Source organism: Prevotella conceptionensis 9403948 (genome assembly GCF_000312305.1).
Lineage (GTDB): Bacteria > Bacteroidota > Bacteroidia > Bacteroidales > Bacteroidaceae > Prevotella > Prevotella conceptionensis.
In genome coordinates, this window is sequence record NZ_HE999446.1 from 400713 (window position 1) to 423152 (window position 22440).

Below are 22440 nucleotides of genomic sequence, written 5' to 3' on the forward strand. Positions count from 1 at the left end.
ATCGCTCCGTACATAACTTCCTTATGAATCTCTGTGCGGCATTGGCTGCATACTGCTTCTTCGAGAATAAGCCCGAGGCACTGCCAGTGCGTATTGAAAAGAGTAGGCAATTGGAACTATTCTAGGCAAATCCTTATCCCGAACTGGCGTAAAAACTAAAAGGTTTACTAAACACAATAACCACCCACTTAAACCACTCACTTAAAGCCTTACCTACACAAAATACGGCCAAATTATACCCGACATGCAGCAAAAACAGACCTTCAGAACATGTTTTTCAACATGAAAATAAGCAACAAACCAGCCAAAACAACTTTGCGCAAGCAAGACGAAAAATAAACGATGGAATGGTAAAAATAAACTGGTGAAGGTCAAAAGCAGCATGATAAGGAAATAAAAATAAAGGAATAAAGAACAATAAATGTTCTAAAATGATTACAATAAAAACGCCCTAAAAATTTGGTTTTCAGTGGGAAATAGTATATTTTTGCAGTTAGTAGGTTACTACCAGAACTTGGTTTAGCCGTTAAACTCGTCAACGTGTCGACCAACAAAAGCGCGTTTTCGAGTACGCTCCCATCGTTGTCTTGAACAGCAGCGTGGGGCAAACAACAAACAAAAATGTAACTGCCACTTGAATTGCGCATGAAAACAGGTCTATTCACAGGAAGTTTCGACCCATTTACCATTGGGCACCAATCAATAGTGGCGCGTGTGCTGCCGCTGTTCGATAAGATTGTGATCGGCGTTGGCGTAAACGAACGCAAGAAATACATGTACAGTGCCGAGGTTAGGGTGAAGGAGATTGCCGAACTTTATGCAGACAACCCCAAGGTAGAGGTGCGCGCGTTCAACGATTTGGCGGTAGATTTCGCCCACAGAGAGGGCGCATGGTTCTTCGTTAAGGGCGTGAGAAGTGTGAAAGACTTCGAGTACGAACGCGAACAAGCCGACATCAACCGCATGATGGGAGGCATAGAAACACTTTTGGTGTTTGCCGAACCGCAGCACGCAAGCGTTAGTTCGTCGCTCGTGAGGGAGCTGATACACTTCGGCAAGAATGCCGAGATGTTCTTGCCTAAGCGCAAGAACAAGAAGTGAGCTGAGCCCCGAAACAGAAAACAACTTATGATTACATACAATGCAGACGGCGTGAAAATGCCGAAAATTAAAAGGAAAGACACCACGGCATGGATAAAGGCTGTGGCACAATCCTATGGAAAGAAAGTCGGAGAAGTGGGATATATGTTCGTGAACGACGAGAAAATCCTGGAAATAAACAATGAATACCTGGGACACGATTACTACACGGACGTTATCACCTTCGACTATGACGAAGACGACGTCGTTAACGGCGACATCGTTATCTCTCTCGACACCGTTAGAACAAACGCTGAACTGTTCGACAAGGCGTTCGAAGATGAACTCTACCGCGTTATCATACACGGGATACTTCACCTATGCGGACTCAACGACAAGGGTCCGGGGGAAAGGGAAATCATGGAAAAGGCCGAAAACAAAGCCTTGGAAATGAGAAATGGCGCTTTCTGATACCTAAAAAAACGCCGATGAAATGGGGGAAACCCCAGCGGGAAAACAATCCCGTAACCACAGATTGCGCATGTATGCGCAAGAAAAAGCGACATAAGGCGGAACAGAACTAAACGTAACTAATCCTTTTAAACCGCTCCGCCCCCTGCGCTTTGGCGCAAATGTGTTTCCTTGAAAGCGCCACAAGGAAATTTATCTAAACTACGTGTTACACGAAACACGCCTAAACCATTTAATGATTAAACGCATGAGAGAAAACAATGCAATAAGAGCATTGGGAAAAACGGTACTCTACCGAATAGCCCTTTTCGTGCTTGTCTACCTCTCTCTGGTTGCCTTTGGCCTCACTCTGCTCTACATTGGCTACAAATGGGCAACGTTTTGGGGAATAGATATGCTGCAACGTGCCTTCGATGGCACCAACAGCGGATTTGTCATGCTGATACTTCTGGGCGCCTACCTTGGCGTTATAGCTCTCTGCTTGATGTTCGGACTCTTCCTGGTGAAGTTTATCTTTACCCGACTTAATGTGGAAGAAGAGGGCAGAATACAGGTAAAAGAGAGTGATTGCCCACAACTGTTCGAACTTATACGCCATGTGGCCAGGGCTACAAAGTGCCCGATGCCCCACAAAGTGTTCCTCTCTACCGAAATTAATGCTTGTGTTTACTTCAACACCACTTTCTGGTCGATGTTCTTTCCCGTTCGGAAAAACCTTGTTTTGGGCGTAGGACTGTTCGCCACAACAAGCACAGAGGAGATTAAAGGCATTCTTGCTCACGAGTTCGGACATTTCTCGCAAGATAGCATGAAGATTAGCTCGGTGGTTTATACCGCCAACATCGTGATGGGAAACCTCGTGTATGGCGAAGATGCTTGGGACAGATGGGTAGACCGCTGGAGCCATTTCGGCTGGAGCCCCTTCTCTATCTTCGGCCTGCTTACTCGTTTCTTCACTGTTAGGGTACGTCTTCTGCTGCAATGCTTATATAGGTATGTGAACATCGCTTATCGCGAATTGTCGCGACAGATGGAATACGATGCCGACAGCATAGCATGCAAGGTGGTGGGAAAGGCCGTGATGGCATCGTCGTTCTACAAAACTACGGTGCTGATGCAATGCAGTTCTAACACGCATGTTGCCTTGGTTCGACTGGCAGAAACGTCGAAAAAGGCCGATCCATTCGAGGTTTTGGAGCTGCTCGCACAAATTAAATCGCGCGAAGAAGGCAAGACTATCGAGGCAACAGCGTTGCTGCAAGCGGAGGTAAAGACCAACGATGAACCCACGGCGAGATTTTCTTGTGATGACCTGTGGAACTCGCACCCGTCGGATAAAGACCGCATTCAGCACTTACCCAACATCCCTACACAATGCAATGAACCGCTGGTTTCGGCATGGAGCATTCTTCCCGCCGACCTCCGACAAAGTGTGGGCGAGCTGCTGAGGTTCGATAAGTCGGCAAAATCGGGCATGCCACAAATGCTAACTGGCGAAGAATTGCGCCAATGGTTGGAAAAAGAACTCGTAACCGAGCTGCTTGACATGCGTTTCCGCCGTTTCTTTGTGGAATGCGGATGTATCGATTTGTTCAATCCAATGGAGGAAAAGCCGGCCGAAACGGTTACTTATCCCTTTACCAAACGTAACAGGAACATCGTAACGGCCTACATCCGAGCCTACGAAGATGCCGAACAAATGATTGAAATCATTAACGGCAACCGCGAGGTTAGCGCCGCTTACTATAAGGGGAAAAGCTATGCGCCAAACGATTTGCCAACCATTGAACACAGCCATTATATGGAACGGATGCTGCCGAAGGTAAAAAATGTGTATCGAGAGATTTACACGTACTTGCGTAATGGCAGCCACGGAACGGAGGTTCAAGGGCTATACGAACGCCTTTTTGCGCTCAACAAACGCATTGAGGCCTATCAGCAGGCTATCATTAAGCCGGCCGAAAAGATGGTGGAAGAATGGAACAGCAGTAATAAGGAAGACAAGGACGAGGCCATGCTCTTGCAAGAATACGAACGTCTACTGGCAGAATTGCACGACATGATGCCTTCAACGCTGCGTATGTTAAGCGAAGAATTGCATGCAGACGATACTTGTGCAGGCCTATACAGGCTGTCGGTACAAGCTGCTGCACCTAGTAAAGGGCTCGATAGCGACGCGCAAATGAAGGAAATTAACACGTGTTTGTCGCTGCTCTCGCCCTTCCTAGAACTGCTGCAACAGCAGTATGCGGAGCTTAAACTCGCCATTGGGAGAATTGCACAAGCAGAAGAGGAACTGGAATTGGCGCAGTAGACAGGGGGGGGGAGAACGTTACCACCTTTTCCTTTCTTTCGCTGACACCTTATTCCTAAACATATTATAATCTTTGGCGCAACTTTGCTGTACGCCATACCATAAAATGCACTACTGAGGTAGAAGGATGGCTCCGGCCATCCTTTTTTGTCGCTGTTAATTTGCATATATGGTTTCTATACCCTAACTTTGTAAGTCCTTTGTGGCTCTCACGGGCTGTTAATTCACAGCCAACAACGCCACAAGTATTTGATTTTAAGAACATTAAGCATCGCAAAAGAATATTGCGAGCACCATATATATAACGATAGAAAGAGGCCATACTATGACCTCTTGTTTGTGCATGCACGTACAAATCGACATGTGCAAGCTACAAAAGGCGATTTAGATAAGGCTAAATAGGCTAGGGATAGCCGTCAGGCTGACAAGGCTGTAACTAGCTAGATAGACAACGAGTAAGGCCTAACTAGTACGTTGGTTCTTGCGGAACTAAATTGATAGATAACAAAACGGCTGGATAACTAGGCAACAACTGGCTATAATACGCGTTGAAACGGGTATAACTAGCATGCTATCACCCTCCATCAATCGCCATGCAACACTCCGTAAATTCATAAAATCAAGTACATACAGCAAATAACAATATGATATTCAGATACGATGTCCTCGTCATTGGAGGCGGTCATGCGGGCTGCGAAGCTGCTCGCGCTGCGGCAAAACTTGGTGCCAAGACCTGCCTTATCACAATGGACATGAACAAAATAGCGCAAATGAGCTGCAACCCGGCCGTGGGTGGCATCGCCAAAGGGCAGATTGTGCGCGAAGTTGACGCGCTGGGCGGTGAAATGGGAATTATTACCGACTCTACGTCTATACAGTTCCGCATGCTCAATAAAGGCAAAGGGCCGGCCGTTTGGAGTCCGTGAGCGCAATGCGACAGGGCTAAATTCATCACAAAATGGCGCGAAACGCTCGATTCTACCGAAGGGTTGGACATTTGGCAAGACCAAGCCGACGAGTTGCTTGTAGAGAATGGCACTGCCGTTGGCGTGCGAACGCTCTGGGGTGCGGAGTTTCGAGCCAAGAGCATTGTGGTAACGGCTGGGACATTCCTTAACGGACTGATGCACGTTGGCAAAGTGCAGATACCTGGCGGACGATGTGCAGAACCAGCTGTTTACAGATTCAGCGAAAGCATCGCACGTCATGGCATCACCGTTGACCGAATGAAGACGGGCACGCCTGTAAGAATTGATGCGCGCACGGTGCACTTTGAAGAGATGGAAAGGCAAGACGGAGAGATTGATTTCCACCAATTCAGCTACATGCCCACGCTCAGAACACTAACGCAGTTGCCCTGCTGGACTTTCTATACCACGCAAGAGGCGCACCAAGCATTGCAAGAAGGCATTGCAGATTCGCCCCTTTTCAACGGACAAATACAAAGCACAGGGCCGCGTTATTGTCCGAGTATTGAGACAAAGCTCGTTACCTTCCCCGATAAGGAGCAGCATCCGCTCTTCCTTGAACCCGAAGGTGAGAACACAGCAGAGATGTATCTCAACGGCTTTTCGTCGAGCATGCCCCTTGATGTGCAGCTAAACGCCCTGCGAAAGATACCAGCTCTACGCGATGCCAAGGCTTACAGGCCGGGGTATGCCATAGAATACGATTACTTCGACCCCACGCTACTACACGCTTCCCTCGAATCGAAAGTAGTAAAGGGCCTATTCCTTGCGGGGCAAGTTAATGGGACAACGGGTTACGAGGAGGCTGCGGGGCAAGGTCTTGTGGCAGGAATTAACGCCGCAATTGCTTGCAGTGGGGGTGAGCCTTTCGTGATGAAACGGGACGAAAGCTACATTGGCGTATTGATAGACGACCTTACAACGAAGGGTGTCGATGAGCCTTATCGCATGTTTACCTCGCGCGCAGAATACCGAATACTACTCCGTCAAGACGACGCCGACGCGAGATTAACCGAACGGGCATACCAAATTGGACTGGCTACAAGGCAGCGTTACGACCATTGGATGGAGAAAAAAGAAAGCATCGAACGCATAATTAGCTTTTGCGAAACAACCTCGGTGAAGGCTAACGACATCAATGCGGCACTGGAACGCTGGGGAACAACACCCTTAAACGGAAGTGCTAAACTAGCCGACCTTATCGCTAGACCACAGCTAAACCTGCTGGTGCTTGCCGATGCAGTACCTCAATTAAAGGCAGCCATTGCACAAGCACCCAACAGACAGGAGGAGATTGTAGAGGCCGCAGAAATAAAGATGAAGTATAAAGGCTACATCGAACGCGAGAAAATCGTGGCAGACAAGATGCGCCGCTTAGAGAACATCCGCATTAAGGGGCACTTCAAATACGAAGAATTACACGAGATTTCCACGGAAGGACGACAAAAGTTGACTCGCATCAACCCTGAAACGTTGGCACAGGCCTCACGAATACCAGGTGTTTCGCCAAGCGATATTAATGTATTGCTCGTGCTGATGAACAGATAAAGCACTTCTTTTGGATGAGTTTCGTGTGCCGTAAGGCAAAAACAAATTCGAGGTCTGCGGCCAAGTGCGACGATAAGAAATGCTGTAATGTACTTTTAAATCGCCAATATAGAAACGAAGGGTGGAAGAGTACAAGGCATAAACGTTCTTGAACAACAGAACGAAAGAGGCACATAGATTTGCTATAATCCCCCACCCTAGTTCGTCTGCACCTTCGAAGGATAAACAAAAGCAGCACGAAAGCAATCGCCAAAGCGCACACCTTATATATAGCAGCGCGCAAAGGGCGATGAAACAAGAAACAAAACAAAAAGCCAATGCGAGGTCTTATATAAAGCAGTGTCCCACGTTTGGTATAAAAAGAGGATTGAAAGAGATTTTAAAAGCGTGGCCGCATGAAGTATTGCTAGAACCAATGCGTGTTCCACGTGAAACAATTAATATAAGAATAGAAACATAACTTACTGTAAATGAATAACAAACTGTTGATGGACAATCTGCGTTGTATACCAGATTGGCCGAAGAAAGGGGTGAACTTTCGCGATGTAACAACGCTGTTTAAGAACCCCGAATGTATTAAAGTAATCACGGACGAAATGTGCGAGATTTACAAAGACAAAGGAATCACGAAGATTGTAGGCATAGAATCGCGCGGTTTCGTCATGTCGTCAGCCGTAGCCATCAGGCTAGGAGCTGGCATTGTGCTTTGCAGAAAGCCTGGAAAACTGCCTTGTGAGACCGTACAAGAAAGTTATAACAAGGAGTATGGCACCGATACTATCGAGATACACAAAGACTCGATAAGCGAAGATGATGTAGTTCTGCTCCACGACGACTTGCTTGCAACAGGTGGAACGATGAAGGCTGCATGCGATTTGGTGAAGAAGTTCAACCCCAAGAAGATTTACGCCAACTTCATTATCGAGCTTGTAAACGAAGATCTCAACGGTAGAGCCGCGTTTGATAAAGACATAGAGATTTCAACACTCATACAAGTATAAGGCCGCACAAGCAAAATAAACTGCTCTAAACGGCATTTCACCATGCCAGAGCTACCTTAACACGAGCAACGAGAACACCTTAAACTTGCCAAACGCCACATTAGGCGTTGGAGAAAGATAATAAGGTATTCTCGTTTTGGCTTTTAATTGGAGCCTGGTGCGCAGTTGAGGGTAGGCGAAAGAATGTAAGCAAAGGACGAGACGCAAGGTATTAAACCGCGAACAAAACGACGAAAGGTAGCCACCCTGCATCAAAAACACTTTATATAAGCACCTCTAATTGCAGACAAAGGGTCAGGCTAAGACCGCAAGGGAATAAGAGAAAGTGCATAGGAGCGAAAGGAAACAAGGGATTGGATCGAAACAAAACAAGGGGCAGGAGCGAAACAAAGCAGGGTACTGGAAGAGAAAGAAGAAGGTTAAAGCACAAAGAGTGGGTCATAACACGCGGTGAAAAGAAAGAATGTCTGCACCAGCAGCAAGCCTTTCAAATAAGACAAAGGGGGATAAGAACATGCAGGAGGGCAGACAAAGGGGTGCTTATGGCAAGCTGATACATTCGAAATAGGAGGTCGCATAACCATCAACGACGTCTCTACCTCCCTACCCTATCTTTGTGATACGCAAGCAATACATTACGCGCGGTTCAGAATTGGAGGCAACAACCCACACAACTCTGGCTCAACCTAAGAGAGGAAAGCAGTACGGCAAAAGGGAAACAGGAGTATAACATAAAAGGAAGCAAGGGTACGGCATAAAAGGAAAGCAGCGGTACGACATAAAAGAAACGAACACTAACGCTTATGTTTCACGTGAAACAGCAAAACGCGCAAACACTGGTGTACAAAGGGATTTCGAACGATGACAAAAGAAGAAAACGAAAGACGCTTGGCGCATTTGAAAGGCATAGTTCTGAGTCTGCCAGAAAAACCAGGCAGCTATCAGTTCTACGACGAACAAGACATTATTATATATGTGGGCAAGGCCAAGAACTTAAAAAGCAGGGTGTCTTCTTACTTTCATAAGGAAGTAGATAGATTTAAAACGAAGGTTTTGGTAAGCAAAATCTTCGATATTTCGTATACTGTTGTCAGCACAGAAGAGGATGCTCTGCTGCTAGAAAATAGCCTTATTAAGAAGTATAATCCTCGTTACAACGTTCTACTAAAAGACGGAAAGACCTATCCAAGTATCTGCATAACCAACGAATTGTATCCGCGCATCTTCAAAACACGTACAATTAACAAGCGGCTAGGTACCTATTACGGGCCTTATAGCCACGTTCCCACAATGGTGGCTCTGCTAGAACTGATTGGAAAGTTATACAAACCGCGCACTTGCCACTTCCCTATTACGCGCGAAGGCATAGAAATGGGCAAGTATAAAGCATGCTTAGAGTATCATATACACAACTGCGACGCACCTTGCGTAGGCAAACAATCGTGGGAAGAGTATCAAGAAAACATCCGCCAAGCACGAGAAATATTGAAAGGAAACACGCGCGAAGTACGAAAAATGCTGTACGAGAAGATGCTAAAAAAGGCAGAAGAGCTGAAATTTGAAGAGGCAGAGGCACTTAAAAAGCGGTATATTCTGCTTGACAACTATTGCGCAAAGAGCGAAGTTGTTAGTTTTAGCATCGCCGATGTGGACGTTTTCAGCATCACAGACGACGAATTTAACCGCACGGCCTTTATCAATTACCTGCACGTAAAGAACGGAACGGTGAACCAAAGCTTTACTTTCGAGTATAAAAGAAAGCTAGACGAGAGCAACCAAGACATCCTAGCATCTGCCATTCCTGAAATTCGCGAGCGTTTTGGCAGCAAAGCCAAAGAGATTATCGTACCTTTCGAGATGGAATGGACCATGCGCGAGGCCGTTTTTGTTGTGCCACAAAGGGGCGACAAACGCCGTTTGCTTGAACTTTCTGAAATGAATGGCAAGCAATACAAGTTCGACAGACTGAAACAAAACGAGAAACTGAACCCCGAACAAAAGGCTGTTAGACTGATGAAAGAGCTGCAAACCAAGCTACAAATGCCACGTTTGCCATACCAAATAGAGTGTTTCGACAACTCAAATATATCAGGAACAGACGCTGTTGCAGGCTGTGTGGTGTTCAAATCGATGAAACCTAGCAAGAAGGATTACCGCAAATACAACATCAAAACCGTGGAAGGACCCGACGATTACGCCTCAATGAAAGAGGTTGTAAGGCGAAGATATGCACGTATGATAGAAGAAGGAACTCCCCTACCCGACCTTATCATCACAGACGGAGGTAAGGGACAGATGAGCGTTGTGCGCGAAGTGGTGGTTGAAGAACTGCATCTAGACATCCCCATTGCAGGTTTGGCCAAAGACGATAGGCACAGAACCAACGAACTGCTCTATGGATGGCCACCACAAGTAGTGGGTTTGGACGTGAAAAGTGAGCTTTTCCATGTGCTCACACGCATACAAGACGAGGTGCACCGTTACGCCATTAGCTTTCACAGAGACAAGCGAAGCAAGCACGCCTTGCACTCCGAACTAGACGATATAAAAGGTATTGGCCCAAAAACAAAGGCCACCCTGTTGAAAGAATTGAAGTCGGTTAAGCATATAAAAGAGGCAACGCTCGACGTTCTTGCCAAGCATATTGGCAATGCCAAGGCACAAATTGTATTCAATTATTGGCACAACGAAACCCCAAACGAGAAGACATAAGTCTACAATCAAAAAGCTGTTGTTGAGTATTTGCGTTTGCTGCTGGATCAGTTCGTCACTAACCCTTTCAGCAACCTGAACCCATGTCCATTTGCTTTCCCATGTTCGATTGAAGGAGAAACAAAAAAGTATCTGTACCTTCATATGCCCAAGCCAAGACCCCCAAGCAAGTTAGCATCAAACGTACGCAACTACGAGAGCTGTTTAAACCTTGTACCACGTATAAGGAATACACAAATAGAATAGGGGAAACATGTAACAACCTAATTATCAAAGGGTTAAGTATAACCAACAGATACAAATAAGTCTTTAACAAGCAGCTTCTCATACAGTTACTTAAAAGGAAGTTGAATGGTATATTAAACTTAATACGATGATTATCAACTAGTTGTAGCGACAAAAGCACAAAGATAAACTTATGAAAAGACAAGAAACACGCACCGAGAGACAACAAAATAAGTTTGCAGGGCATAGAAAAAATACTTAGCAAACGAACGTTTATTATCGTTAATATAACTACAACATAAACAAAAGTAAAGGTTGGGTTATCCCATCGCATGCAATCCGAAAGAAGAAGTCTCATTTTTTAGGGAAACACCAAGCAAAAAATGGAAGGTGAAAACACCATTTTTTGCTGCAAAAGCTTGGCAAAAGTACACCAATTGAGGATTAAATGAAAATCACAAAATGTCTACTAAAACGTATTTACCTGGTCTTCAAAAGGTTATAAACTAGCAAAATACGGCGAAATTTGCGAGCAAACGGGCAGATGGTCGTAAAAAATCGATTCTCCGAGTTAATGGACGTTAAGCAAATTATCTAATGTGTGAATTTATGTATAACAAAAGATGAAAGACTAGGCCTTCAAAAATTCGAACTGAGAAAAATCATAAGCAAACAAAATGAATGAAGTATCAAAATAAACTAGAACAACGAAAGGTTGCCGTGAAAGGGAAGACAACAAAAAATGGAAGAGGAAATTTGCAAGTCATCCCCCAAAAGGGAAAAGGGCAAAAAGGGCAAAAACAAAATCCGATAATCGGGGTTCAAAATCACACCCCCCTACTCCACTGATAAAAAAATCGGAGAACAATAAAAAGCAGTACCACCTTCAAAAATCGACAAAAGCAAAATACAGAAGTTGATGAAGGCTCGAAAGAAAACGAATGGCAGCTTTGTGGGTGAATGTATGGTGGTGAGGAATTTTTAATATGGGAGCAATAAGTGATAAAACTCTTGGAAGTGACTGCTTAAAACTTCATTTGATGTTGCAAAAACAAAGCAAGTTTGCAGAACAATATAACATGGTCAGCAGGATTATGCAGCGCGTATAACATATGCAATGGAGCAACTTTGGTGATTTATAGAACCACAACTAGTAACTTTGTAGTAGCACATCAAGTCGCTTTGCAGAACAAAATCTAGCGGCTTGGTAGAGCCACAACCAGTAACTTTGTAGACTACTTCTAGCTGTTTTGTAGAACTTATCTGGTAGTTTTGTAGAACTATATCTAGCAGCTTTATAGAACATATCTAGCAACTTTATAGAACTATATCCAGCAGCTTAATTGGTGCATATTTCTATTACCTACAAAGCATTATTAGGATAATCGACACATAAACTAGTTTAGCGTACCTACACATTGCAAGCGGCAACCCAATAAACTTGCTTTTCAACAAAAGTGATGGAAAACTAATACTGCCGTTGTCAACTTTTAAGACAATGTTTTAACATTATGAGTGCCATATTTGCGAACAAATCCATACTCGGTCGCAAATAATCGATTCTCACGAACGTTTGTTTTTGTACAAAAGGGGCAACATGTACAAACGAATATAAGTTGTCCCAATTCCGCATAAAAATGCTATTCGAACGAAATGGAGTACTATTCCGCGCTAAAAACACAGCAATTAGCACCAAATTACATCACAATTAGTACCAAAACGCACTGCAATTAGCACCAAAACGCACTGCGTTTTGCACCAAAATACAACGCAATTAGCACCAAAACGCAACGTAATTTGGTACTAATAGCAATAAAAGTACCATCGAAACACGCATAGTTATGCACCTAAATGCAAAAACATAACCACACTAAGGAGGAGTTTGACTGGCTATAAACGGCCTAAAAGATAGGAAATGCAGGTTCTACATGGGGAAAAAATACTGAGAAAAGCATCATTTGGGCCACTAAAAGCAGATAACCGAGCTTAAAAAAGCACGAACAAACGGCAAAATAGAAAGGCAAAATGGTGCAAAACGCAGGCAACATCGCCAAAATTTAGATTAAATGAAGAGCTTAAGAGCTATAAATAGCCTCAAATTGGCAGTTTTTAAGCATTAAAATCTGCTAGAATGAGTAGCGTGCAAGACATGTTTTGTAAAATATAAACAACAGATTTAACAATAATATACGGACAGAAAAGAGTAAGAGCCAATGAACTACATAAAAGGAACAAAAGCAAATGGTGGAAATGCACATGTCACAACTTGCTAAACCAATGACGGCACTATGTTCGATACAGAGAACACTGGTGGAAATAAACATACCACAACTTGCTAAGACAATAGACAAATGACGAAATAAACACATCCTGAGATTATCAGCCAAATTGAAAGACCGACGACCAATTTGGGTTGAAATGAAGTGAAAACCAAACAAGAAACGATGTGGGTGTAAAGGCAAAGGGTAAGAAAGGAAAAAGATGAACAAAAACAAACAAAGCATAATAAAAAAGGCAAAATAAAACAATAGATACAACATACTTACGTTAGTAGTTTAAGGTGTATTATGTAAACATCCCAGCAAGCGCGATAAGGCAAAGCGTCAAGGCCTATCATACGTCGCGAGAAAGAGAATGCAGAAATATAGCCCCACAAAGAGAGAGTTGTCAACATACAAAGCAAAAACATAACATCAATAACACAGTTGTAGGCTTATGAAAACAAAACTATACGCCATACTCATCGCAACCGCCTGTCTATTAATCGGCATTGAAAATGCAAGTGCCAGAGAAAAGACATTCGGGTACAGGTGGAACATGCACCCAACAGACAATTTTGTGAATGTAGTGATAGACTCAACTGAAAATGATACGTCCGTAGTATTCGCTGTGAAGGATGAAGAAAAAGGTAAAATAGGAACGCTATTACCTGTATATCAGCTGAATAAAAAAGGTGCAGAAGTAACCGTGAGCATCAGATATAAAACCCTTAACTGCGAAAGGGCTTACATAACCCTTAACACCATCGGCGCAGGCGAACAATTTTTGAGGAGTGATACCATAGAACTACCATTGACAGAAGAGTGGAAAGAGGTTAGCCAAAAGGTAAAAATAAAAGATGCCTACTTGCTTAACGTTTTCATAGAGGCCATTGGCAGCGAACTTGCATTTAACAACATACGGGTTAGTGCCTTTAAATTGGAGGCCAACGGAGCACAATTAAAAAACGAAACAGCACCCAAAAGCGACAATACAATTCTGAAAAAAAGCGATGTGATAACACTAAATGGAGTGGATTTCAGCAAAATACCCAGCATGCAAAGCCGCATTATGGCCATCGGCGAAACCGTTCATGGCAGCAAAACGTTGGGCCACATGGCGTTCAACATCATTAAACAACGCATCATCAAGCAGGGCTGCAATTTGGTTATGCACGAATATCCCCTGGAATACTCATTTTATGTAAACCGATACATCAAGAACGACCCCCGATTTAAGCTGAAAGACATCGAGCGATATATGGAAGGCAGTCTGTCGTCCGAGCACACAATCGACTTCATCAAGTGGCTCCGAGCCTACAATTCCACGCACAACAACCGCGTATCCTTCTGGGGAATAGACATCGAAAGCTTAGACATAGCAAGTAGTGTGGACCTATCCGAGTTTGTAAAAGCCCTCTGCTCGAACAGAGAAACACCTGAAACAGACTCGATAGTTAAACGTCTGTTGAACTGGGAAACGGGCGCAGAGGACAGCTTACAACTGACGAAAGCAGACGGTGCAGTGGGTAAATGGCTCACCGCAGACGAGCGAGAAATATTGAAGTTGTGCCTACAACTAAACCACGAAAGCAGCGAAACCTACGAACGGCTTACAAATAGGGATAAAACAATGGCAAAAACGGCCTTCGCGTTGATAGACATCCTAGCGGGTAAGGGTGCATTGGCAACCATATATGGGCACTTCATGCACCTGAATTACCTTGTGGCAGGCGACATGAAAGACCTTAACAACTACACGGCGGGCTATCATATCAAGGCCAAATACAAAGACGATTATCAGGCCATTGCCCTTTGTACGTACGAAGGAAAGACACTTAACTGCTTGACCGACAAGGTTATTGGCGTTGCGCAACTAGTAAAAGCAACCGAAGGCAGTGTAGAATACGCCTTACAAAGCATGGGTAATAACATGGCCTACTTACCCACCGAGCGGCTAAACTACACAGATGTGCTAACAATGAGGGTGTTAGGCAACACCAACGACAACTACCAATTCTTCTATTTTGTACCCAAAGCGCGCGTTGATGGCATATTGTTCGTGTCGCGTTCGCAACCCGTGGATAAGAGCCAAGAAGTACTTAACCGCTATCTTAACTATGTAGATGCCACAGTAAGGCGTTATTTGGAAAATGCGAAAGAGAAAATAAGGAAGCTTAGAGAAAATAAGTTGAACAAATAAACCCCAATCGGTTCATCAGGTCGCTTATCAAATATTTAAGTAGTTGGCATTACTTCCTTTTCATCTTTCGTTTGGTTACCGGCATCTTGCCTGCCCTATTCTCTTGACTTAACCCATACTCTTTCAAGAATAAGAAAGAAAATATGCTCAACAACCAAACAAAATCAGAACAGACACTGATGCCCTATTTGGGTTAAAGGATAAAACGTTTCACGTGAAAACAAAACAAAGCGGGAAGAGGTGTAACCGACAAGTGCAATAACACAGATAGCGGTGATGGGCAGGCAAGCAAGCAAAGTTATCGTGTCTGTAACATCGGTGCTATCAAGCAGTGCAAGCACGGCATGATTATCTATGCGCGTCTATTTGTTGCCCTTACCACCCTCTTTAGCCCTTCCATCTCAAACAATCTAATATCAATCGCAACCCCAATTATTTTGCTGTTTGCGCGATTTTGGCTAATTTTGCACTACTCCAATAAAACAACGAACAATGCGGATAGTAATCCAGCGCGTTACACGGGCCTCGGTAAGCATCGAAGGTCGCGTAGAAAGCGCCATTGAAAAAGGAATGATGGTGTTGTTGGGCGTGGGATACGCCGACACCGACGACGATATTGACTGGCTTGTGAAGAAAACCATAAACCTGCGCATCTTTGATGACAGCGAGGGAGTTATGAATCTCTCGGTTAAAGACGTGGAGGGAGATATTCTCATAGTTAGTCAATTCACACTCATGGCCTCGTGCAAGAAGGGCAATCGCCCCTCTTACATCCACGCGGCAAGCCCAGATGTGTCTGTTCCCCTTTACGAACGGTTCTGCAAACACCTTTCAGAGTCGCTTGGCAAACCCGTTGCCACAGGCGTTTTCGGTGCAGACATGCAGGTTGAATTGGTAAACGATGGGCCTGTTACCATCGTGATAGACAGCAAAGACAAATAGTTTGCGCCTACAACAAAGGTGCACTGCCGCCAAATGTGGCTTTCAAAACAGAGATTAAAACAAAAACAAGCTATTTGTGCCTAATCCAACCAATAGCGAAAGCCAATAGGCAGAACAAGTCTGCAAACCGCAAGCAAACACCTCACCACAGCATGCAACAACAAAACGACAACGACAAAACACCAACAAACGAGCCGCTAACACTAGGCGGAGCGCAACAGTTGGTGGACCAATGGGTTAAACAATACGGCGTGCGCTACTTCTCAGAACTAACCAACATGGCGGTTCTTACCGAAGAAGTGGGCGAACTGGCACGCCAAATGGCACGTATCTACGGCGACCAAAGCTTTAAACAGGGAGAAGAGCCAAACCTGGGCGACGAGATGGCCGACGTGTTATGGGTGCTGCTTTGCTTGGCCAACCAAACAGGAGTGAACCTCGAAGAAGAGCTAAGGCGCAACATCGAGAAGAAAACAAGGCGCGACAAAACACGCCACATCAACAACGAAAAACTAAAAAAATAAGGAAATATGAGCGAACATAACCATCAACACGAACACCATCACCACGAAGGAGAGGTGAGCAAGTACGAGAAAACCCTGCAAGAATACACCACCGAGCTAGACGATGCACAGGTGCAGCAGGCAGTTAAAACCATTATCGCCGAGAAAACACTGGCTAACGACACGCCCGAAGTAAAGAAATTCCTCTTCGGCAGCATCGAACTAACCACGCTCAGCACCACCGATTCAGACACCAGCGTAATGGCTTTCGTAGACCGCGTTAACCAATTTGAAAACACTTACCCGCAACTTCCCCACGTGGCGGCCGTGTGTGTGTACCCCTGCTTTGCCGAAGTGGCCAGCGAAACGCTTGAAGTGGAAGGCGTGGAAGTAACCTGCGTATCGGGTAGTTTCCCCTCTTCGCAAGCCGTTATCGAGGTAAAAGTGGCCGAAACGGCACTTGCCGTACGCGACGGCGCAACCGAGATAGACATCGTTATGCCCGTGGGTAAGTTCCTTTCCGGCAACTATGAAGAGCTGTGCGACGACATTGCCGAGCTGAAACAAGCCTGCGGCGAAAGGCCGATGAAGGTTATTCTCGAAACTGGCGACCTCAAAACGGCATCCAACATCAAGAAAGCATCCCTGCTATCCATGTATGCCGGAGCCGACTACATCAAGACTTCTACGGGCAAAGAGAAGGTTTCGGCAACGCCAGAGGCTGCTTATGTGATGTGTCAGGCCATCAAAGAGTATTACGAAAAAACAGGCATACAGATTGGCTTTAAGCCCGCTGGCGGCATCAACACCGTGATGGACGCCATCATCTACTACACCATCGTGAAAGAAGTGTTGGGCGAAAAGTGGCTAACCAACAAGTGGTTCCGCCTTGGCACTAGCCGATTGGCCAACCTACTGCTAAGCGAAATAAACGGCGAAGAAACAAAATTCTTCTAAAAAAGAACGCTCCCTAACAACAGTAACAGCAAATGAACCCACCCGCAAGAACCTTCATCCTCGTAGCCATAACCGTGGCCGCGCTCTTGCTTATGCACCAACTGCCCACGCTTTCGATAGGCGGTACGCAGCTGCGCGAAGTAAACATACTGAGTCAAGTGGTGCCCGAAAACGATGGCAAGCAAGTAGACGTGCTGCCAACAACGCCTCCCCACCCCATCATGGTGCAGACCAAGAAGGGTGCCGCCCTGCATTTTAAGGAAGTGTGGACAAAGGGTGTGGAACCTATCTTCGACTATTCGAGCGGAGCGGCTGGCGGAATGGACCACTTTTACAGTCAGTTAACCAAGGTTAAGCAGCTCGACAGGCCCGTACGCATCGCCTATTTCGGCGACTCGTACATCGAAGGCGACATCTTAACGGCCGACTTACGCGAGCTGTTCCAACGCACATGGGGCGGATGTGGCGTGGGATGGGTAGACACGGGGTCGCGAATGCAGCAAAACCGCATATCCATCAGGCAGCAATATAGTGGCATTACCGAGTATGCCGTAGCCAAAAAGCCCTTCGACATCTCAAAGCAAGGCATCAACGAACGCTATTTCGCACCACGCGAAGGCTCGTGGATAAAGGTGAGCGGCACCAAAAACTACGCCCATACCCAAAATTGGACCATATCAACGCTTTACTTTCACACCCCCACTAGCGTAACCATCAAGAGCAACGACGGCAAAGGACACATCAGCGAACATAAGTTTACCGGCTCTACTGCTGTGCAAAAGCTAGAAGTTAAAGACTCGCTCAACAGCATTGGCTTTGCCTTTAAGGGCGTGGGAAGTGGCACTTTCCTGTACGGACTAACGCTAGACGGCGACAAAGGCGTAACCCTCGACAACTTCTCCATGCGCGGTTCGCCCGGACTAACGCTGGCCAAGATACCCACACATCGCCTGCAAGATTTCAGCAGACTGCGCCCTTACGACCTTATCGTGCTGCATTTCGGCCTGAACGTGGCCGTTCCTGGCAACCCATTGAGCGTGATGAAGGGCTATACAACGAAGATGAAGAAGGTGATTGAGCTGATGCGGCAAACCTTTCCCCAAGCGTCGATATTGGTAGTAAGCGTTCCCGACCGCGACCAACGCTCGCCCAACGGCATACAAACGATGAAAGAAGTAAAGCAACTGGTGGCCCTGCAACAGCAAATGGCGGCCGACATGAAGGTGGCTTTCCTCAATTTCTTCGAGGCTATGGGTGGAGAAAGCAGCGTAAAAACGCTGGTTGAACGCAGTTATGCCAACAAAGACTACACCCACCTCAACTACAAGGGCGGTAAAGAACTGGCCAGGAAGATGTTCCCTTCGTTTAAAGAGGGGTACAAAAACTATGTTAGACGCAAAGCAATAGAAAAGAAATGATTAAACAACTGTCCGAATTCGTCGAGAAAGTGTCGTACTATGCCGACCAAATTGCCGAATTCACCAAGCAACACGCCGCAGAGATACACCGTGTTACCGACCTTCTCACCTACAATTCCGACGAGCCGCTCATCTTCTCGACGGGTCTTTTCCTCATGCTTTTCTTGGGGTTCGCCTTCGTCTACATGTGCTTGCAACGCCGTCTTACGGCACGTTTGCTCTTCGTAACCGCCTTTTCGTACTACTTTTACTACAAAAGCAGCGGTTTATATTTCTTCTTGCTCGCGCTAGTTACCATCAGCGACTTTTTCTTAGCCAACCTCATACACCGCTATCGCGAACGTCGGGGGCTGGGAAAGCTTTTCGTTACGCTGAGTTTGCTTATCGACCTAGGGCTACTGGGCTACTTCAAGTACACCAATTTCTTCGTCGGCATGGTGACGCGCATGCTAGAACACAACTTCCAACCGTGGGATATATTCTTGCCCGTGGGCATTAGTTTCTTCACGTTTCAAAGTCTTAGCTACACCATCGACGTGTATCGCGGCCACTTAAAGCCCCTACCCTCCTTGCTCGACTATGCTTTTTACGTGTCGTTCTTCCCACAATTGGTGGCCGGCCCCATCGTTCGCGCCAGCGATTTTGCGCCACAGATACGCCAACCGCTAACCATTACGCGCGACATGTTCGCCCGTGGACTGTTCTTTATCCTCATCGGACTGTTTAAAAAAGCCGTGATAAGCGATTATATCAGCCTCAACTTTGTAGACCGCATCTTCGACAATCCAGGCCTTTACAGCGGTTTAGAGAACCTCTTGGGCATCTATGGCTATGCCATGCAGATATATTGCGACTTCTCGGGCTATTCGGATATGGCCATTGGCATAGCCTTGCTGTTGGGTTTCCACTTCCCTTTGAACTTCAACGCGCCCTATGCCGCCACCAACATCAGCGACTTTTGGCGGCGTTGGCACATATCGCTCTCTACTTGGATACGCGATTACATCTACATTTCATTGGGTGGAAACCGCAAAGGAAAAATAAGGCAGTACTTCAATCTCATCCTTACCATGCTGCTTGGCGGCCTTTGGCATGGTGCAAGCCTCAACTTTATCATCTGGGGTGGCATGCATGGCGTGGCCTTAGCCGTGCACAAGCTGTTTTCGCAAGGGCTGTTAAAGCATCCGCGCGGCTATGTCAGCCGTGGCATTCGCCGTCCTTTGGCCATCTTTATCACCTTCCATTTCGTGTGTTTCACATGGTTATTCTTCCGCAACTTGTCTTTCGAAACCAGCAAGATGATGCTAAACCGTATCTTTACCGACTTCCGCGCCGACCTCTTTGTCCCTGTTTTGCACGGCTACAAGTACGTATTGGCCCTGATGCTCTTTGGTTTCGTCACCCATTACATACCCAATCGCTGGCAAGAGGGCATCATAGCCGGCCTGCGCCGCTGCAATGTGGTGGTGTGCGCACTATTCCTGGTTATCGTTATTTATATCGTTATACAGGTAAAAAGCAGCGCCATACAGCCCTTTATCTATTTCCAGTTCTAGACAGATAGACAACTATCATCATGGCTGGTTCCAAAAATTACCTTCTCTATATTTTTTAAATTGACACATGTTCTTCTCATTAACTTGCCCGATTGGTTTGTTATTAACAGGCATGTCACCTTTAACAACCTGCCAGAACAGCTGTTCTGGCAGATTCTAAAAAATACAGAGAAGGTAACCTTTGTTTCAACTAGTGTATAAACAGCACATACATAAAGAGACAGGTCATAAAGGTAAAGATTGTCTTCTTCATAATTTATTCCACTTTAAAATCCACTTTACATTCAACCATGTGTTTATTCTCTAACGTTACGTTGAACCGTGCCACATAATCACCAACAGGTAAGGCGGTTCTCGGACGTTTTTGTATAAAAAAGTTTTTCTTCTCTAACCAGCTGCAAAGCCAATTAAAATCCCCATGTGCAGGTATATACCTCATCACATAAAAGGGATCGTAAATTTCATCCCAGGGCTTTCCCATGTCTTTTCCGTCTGAGGTGTATACATGGAACACATCGCGCAAGTCTATTATTTTCCATGCCTCCACAGGTTTTTCGCCTTCATTCATTACCGTCAGTTCAAAGAGAATGTCCTCACCATGTTTGAACACGCTCGTTTCTTCCCCTTTCGCATTCAATACTTTGAAACGAACCTTTAAGTCGCTTTTTTCCGCATCATCCTTGCTGCAACCCACAAATGCGAGTAGCAGGAATGGTATGGCCAATGCCATTAAAACACTTTTTTTCATAAGCAAACATTTTGTGGTCTACAAACTTAAGGCTTGTTCTAAAAATCCCTCGATAAGGTACAATACTTATTTCATGCATAGCCTTTCACTGTCTTCTTGCTTTTGTTCAACATCTTTCACTTATTTGCAAATAGTATAATCAATCCTACTCCTTCAATAAGTAAGTGAAATCTGCTCACCAAATACAGAGAAGACCATCTTTTAGAACCTTCCTTAAAAGTAGAGATTTTACAGTTGTTTAGTTATTATCAGAGCTAAGACAAAAGAAAACTTGTTGTAATCTGTACCAAAGAGTTAGTGAAAGTTTCAAACATCCAACGTTCTTTGTGAACAAGTGTCCTTATTGTCGCAACCACAACCTTCTTGTGGATGTCCATACCGCAACTGCGTGCGATTCAAACCGAGCGAATTCCAAATATGCCATAGTTCATTTTTTGAAGTTAACACTTTGCTGCAAAGGTAACTAAAACTAAATATTTACATTCGCTTTGACGATAATCAAATTGTCATGGGTGTTTCATAATGGATAATTTAATGTTAGAATGAAGATAATTACTAGTTTGTGCGCCAAATGATACACTATGAATTAAGCGTTAAAGTGTACATTGCAAATATAAAAAAATAACAACACGAACAGGAAAAACTATATTATTTAACTTTTAAATATCATCAAAATCACCCGACAAAACACCATAACGAACGTTTAAAGCGGTTAATTGCCACTAAAAAAGAGCCATAAATTGAACAGCAAAACAAAGAAAAATTAGTTTTCTATTCAGTTTTTAGCTATCTTTGCAGCATGATTAATGGTTTAGAACACATTGGCAACATCCCCATAAGCACGTCTGCCCTCTCCTCGTTATACCCCGAAATGAAGGCAGGCAACCAAAAGGTGCGCAACCTTGAACTAGCAGGAAAGCTCATCCGATTAAAAAAGGGACTTTACGTTGTCAACCCCAACCGTATCGCGCGTAGCACTATCCACAGAGCTAATTGCCAATCACATCTATGTGATGCAAAACTAAGATAAAGGTCTCCGCTCATGTACGAAGTACTAAACAAATCAACTTACTGGCTTATAAATTCACGAAAAGCCAACAACTCCCGAACACATCAACTCATCAACTTACTAACTCAAAAACTTAAATCGTTATCTTTTATTTTACAATATCACTCAAATCTTCTCTCCGTTCTAGAGAAAATACAGGTCAAAAAGTAGGTAAAAAACCACTTTTTCTACCCTTTCATCTTTTGGAATTTGTCAATTTTTAAGCCTACAACCTGCATTTTGCACCATTTTACCTTTCTATTTTGGTCGCCAGCGCGTAATTTTTCAAGTCCAAAAAACCACTTTTTGCCCTCAAAACCCCACTTTTTGATGCCCATTTTGCCCTTTCTAGCCCTATTTTTCATGGCTCTGAAAGGTTTTGTTTATACAATTGCAGCGTATTTTTATGCTTTTCACCTCGTGTTTAGCACCATTTTGCACTGCATTTAGCACCATTTTTCCTTGCATTTAGCATCAAAACGCACTGC

The 22440-nt window shown here is 44.8% G+C and carries 15 protein-coding genes and 2 pseudogenes; 15 read left to right on the top strand and 2 right to left on the bottom strand.

What is annotated here, in order from left to right:
- From BN93_RS18600 to BN93_RS07810, 14 genes and pseudogenes are all read left to right on the top strand, one after another.
- Positions 1–125 (top strand): annotated as a pseudogene (locus tag BN93_RS18600) (IS982 family transposase); the annotation flags it as partial.
- Positions 126–645: 520 nt separating this feature from the next.
- Entirely contained in the window at positions 646–1101 is a 456-nt protein-coding gene (gene coaD / locus BN93_RS07755) for a pantetheine-phosphate adenylyltransferase (protein ID WP_019187781.1), read from the top strand.
- Between the two features lie 27 nt (positions 1102–1128).
- Entirely contained in the window at positions 1129–1551 is a 423-nt protein-coding gene (gene ybeY / locus BN93_RS07760; protein WP_009230523.1) for an rRNA maturation RNase YbeY, read from the top strand.
- 247 nt (positions 1552–1798) lie between these two features.
- Positions 1799–3865, top strand: a complete 2067-nt coding sequence (locus BN93_RS07765) for a M48 family metalloprotease (protein ID WP_232211140.1) — start codon at positions 1799–1801, stop codon at positions 3863–3865.
- A 644-nt stretch (positions 3866–4509) separates the two neighbouring features.
- Positions 4510–6381: pseudogene (gene mnmG, locus BN93_RS07770) on the top strand (tRNA uridine-5-carboxymethylaminomethyl(34) synthesis enzyme MnmG).
- Positions 6382–6670: 289 nt separating this feature from the next.
- Positions 6671–6841, top strand: a complete 171-nt coding sequence (locus BN93_RS17545; RefSeq protein WP_157462766.1) for a hypothetical protein — start codon at positions 6671–6673, stop codon at positions 6839–6841.
- Positions 6842–6851: 10 nt separating this feature from the next.
- Positions 6852–7382 (top strand): adenine phosphoribosyltransferase, encoded by a 531-nt coding sequence (locus BN93_RS07775; protein WP_009230526.1) that lies wholly within the window; start codon positions 6852–6854, stop codon positions 7380–7382.
- 861 nt (positions 7383–8243) lie between these two features.
- Complete coding sequence (gene uvrC / locus BN93_RS07780) at positions 8244–10094, top strand: excinuclease ABC subunit UvrC (RefSeq protein WP_019187785.1); 1851 nt, start codon at positions 8244–8246, stop codon at positions 10092–10094.
- Positions 10095–13034: 2940 nt separating this feature from the next.
- The gene (locus BN93_RS07785) at positions 13035–14780 is read left to right on the top strand and encodes an erythromycin esterase family protein (protein ID WP_019187787.1); all 1746 of its coding nucleotides are present in this window, start codon (positions 13035–13037) and stop codon (positions 14778–14780) included.
- A 492-nt stretch (positions 14781–15272) separates the two neighbouring features.
- Positions 15273–15722 (top strand): D-aminoacyl-tRNA deacylase, encoded by a 450-nt coding sequence (gene dtd / locus BN93_RS07790; protein ID WP_019187788.1) that lies wholly within the window; start codon positions 15273–15275, stop codon positions 15720–15722.
- Between the two features lie 152 nt (positions 15723–15874).
- The gene (locus tag BN93_RS07795; protein ID WP_044260191.1) at positions 15875–16246 is read left to right on the top strand and encodes a nucleotide pyrophosphohydrolase; all 372 of its coding nucleotides are present in this window, start codon (positions 15875–15877) and stop codon (positions 16244–16246) included.
- A 6-nt stretch (positions 16247–16252) separates the two neighbouring features.
- Positions 16253–17182 carry a deoxyribose-phosphate aldolase gene (gene deoC / locus BN93_RS07800; protein WP_019187790.1) on the top strand — a complete coding sequence of 310 codons (930 nt, stop codon included), beginning with the start codon at positions 16253–16255 and terminating at the stop codon, positions 17180–17182.
- Positions 17183–17214: 32 nt separating this feature from the next.
- The gene (locus tag BN93_RS07805) at positions 17215–18600 is read left to right on the top strand and encodes a GDSL-type esterase/lipase family protein (RefSeq protein WP_009230535.1); all 1386 of its coding nucleotides are present in this window, start codon (positions 17215–17217) and stop codon (positions 18598–18600) included.
- A complete protein-coding gene (locus tag BN93_RS07810) occupies positions 18597–20156 on the top strand; it encodes an MBOAT family O-acyltransferase (protein WP_019187791.1) in 1560 nt (519 codons plus the stop codon). The genes BN93_RS07805 and BN93_RS07810 overlap by 4 nt, the downstream gene beginning before the upstream one ends.
- A gap of 256 nt (positions 20157–20412) precedes the next feature.
- Here the strand turns inward: BN93_RS07810 and BN93_RS07815 are convergent, their stop codons facing one another.
- Positions 20413–20904, bottom strand: a complete 492-nt coding sequence (locus BN93_RS07815) for a hypothetical protein (protein ID WP_019187792.1) — start codon at positions 20902–20904, stop codon at positions 20413–20415.
- Between the two features lie 799 nt (positions 20905–21703).
- Here BN93_RS07815 and BN93_RS07820 point away from each other — a divergent pair.
- Positions 21704–21934 carry a hypothetical protein gene (locus tag BN93_RS07820; RefSeq protein WP_052311366.1) on the top strand — a complete coding sequence of 77 codons (231 nt, stop codon included), beginning with the start codon at positions 21704–21706 and terminating at the stop codon, positions 21932–21934.
- A 206-nt stretch (positions 21935–22140) separates the two neighbouring features.
- Here BN93_RS07820 and BN93_RS17550 read toward each other — a convergent pair whose 3' ends face one another.
- Positions 22141–22317, bottom strand: a complete 177-nt coding sequence (locus tag BN93_RS17550) for a hypothetical protein (protein WP_019187793.1) — start codon at positions 22315–22317, stop codon at positions 22141–22143.
- Positions 22318–22440: the final 123 nt, after the last annotated feature.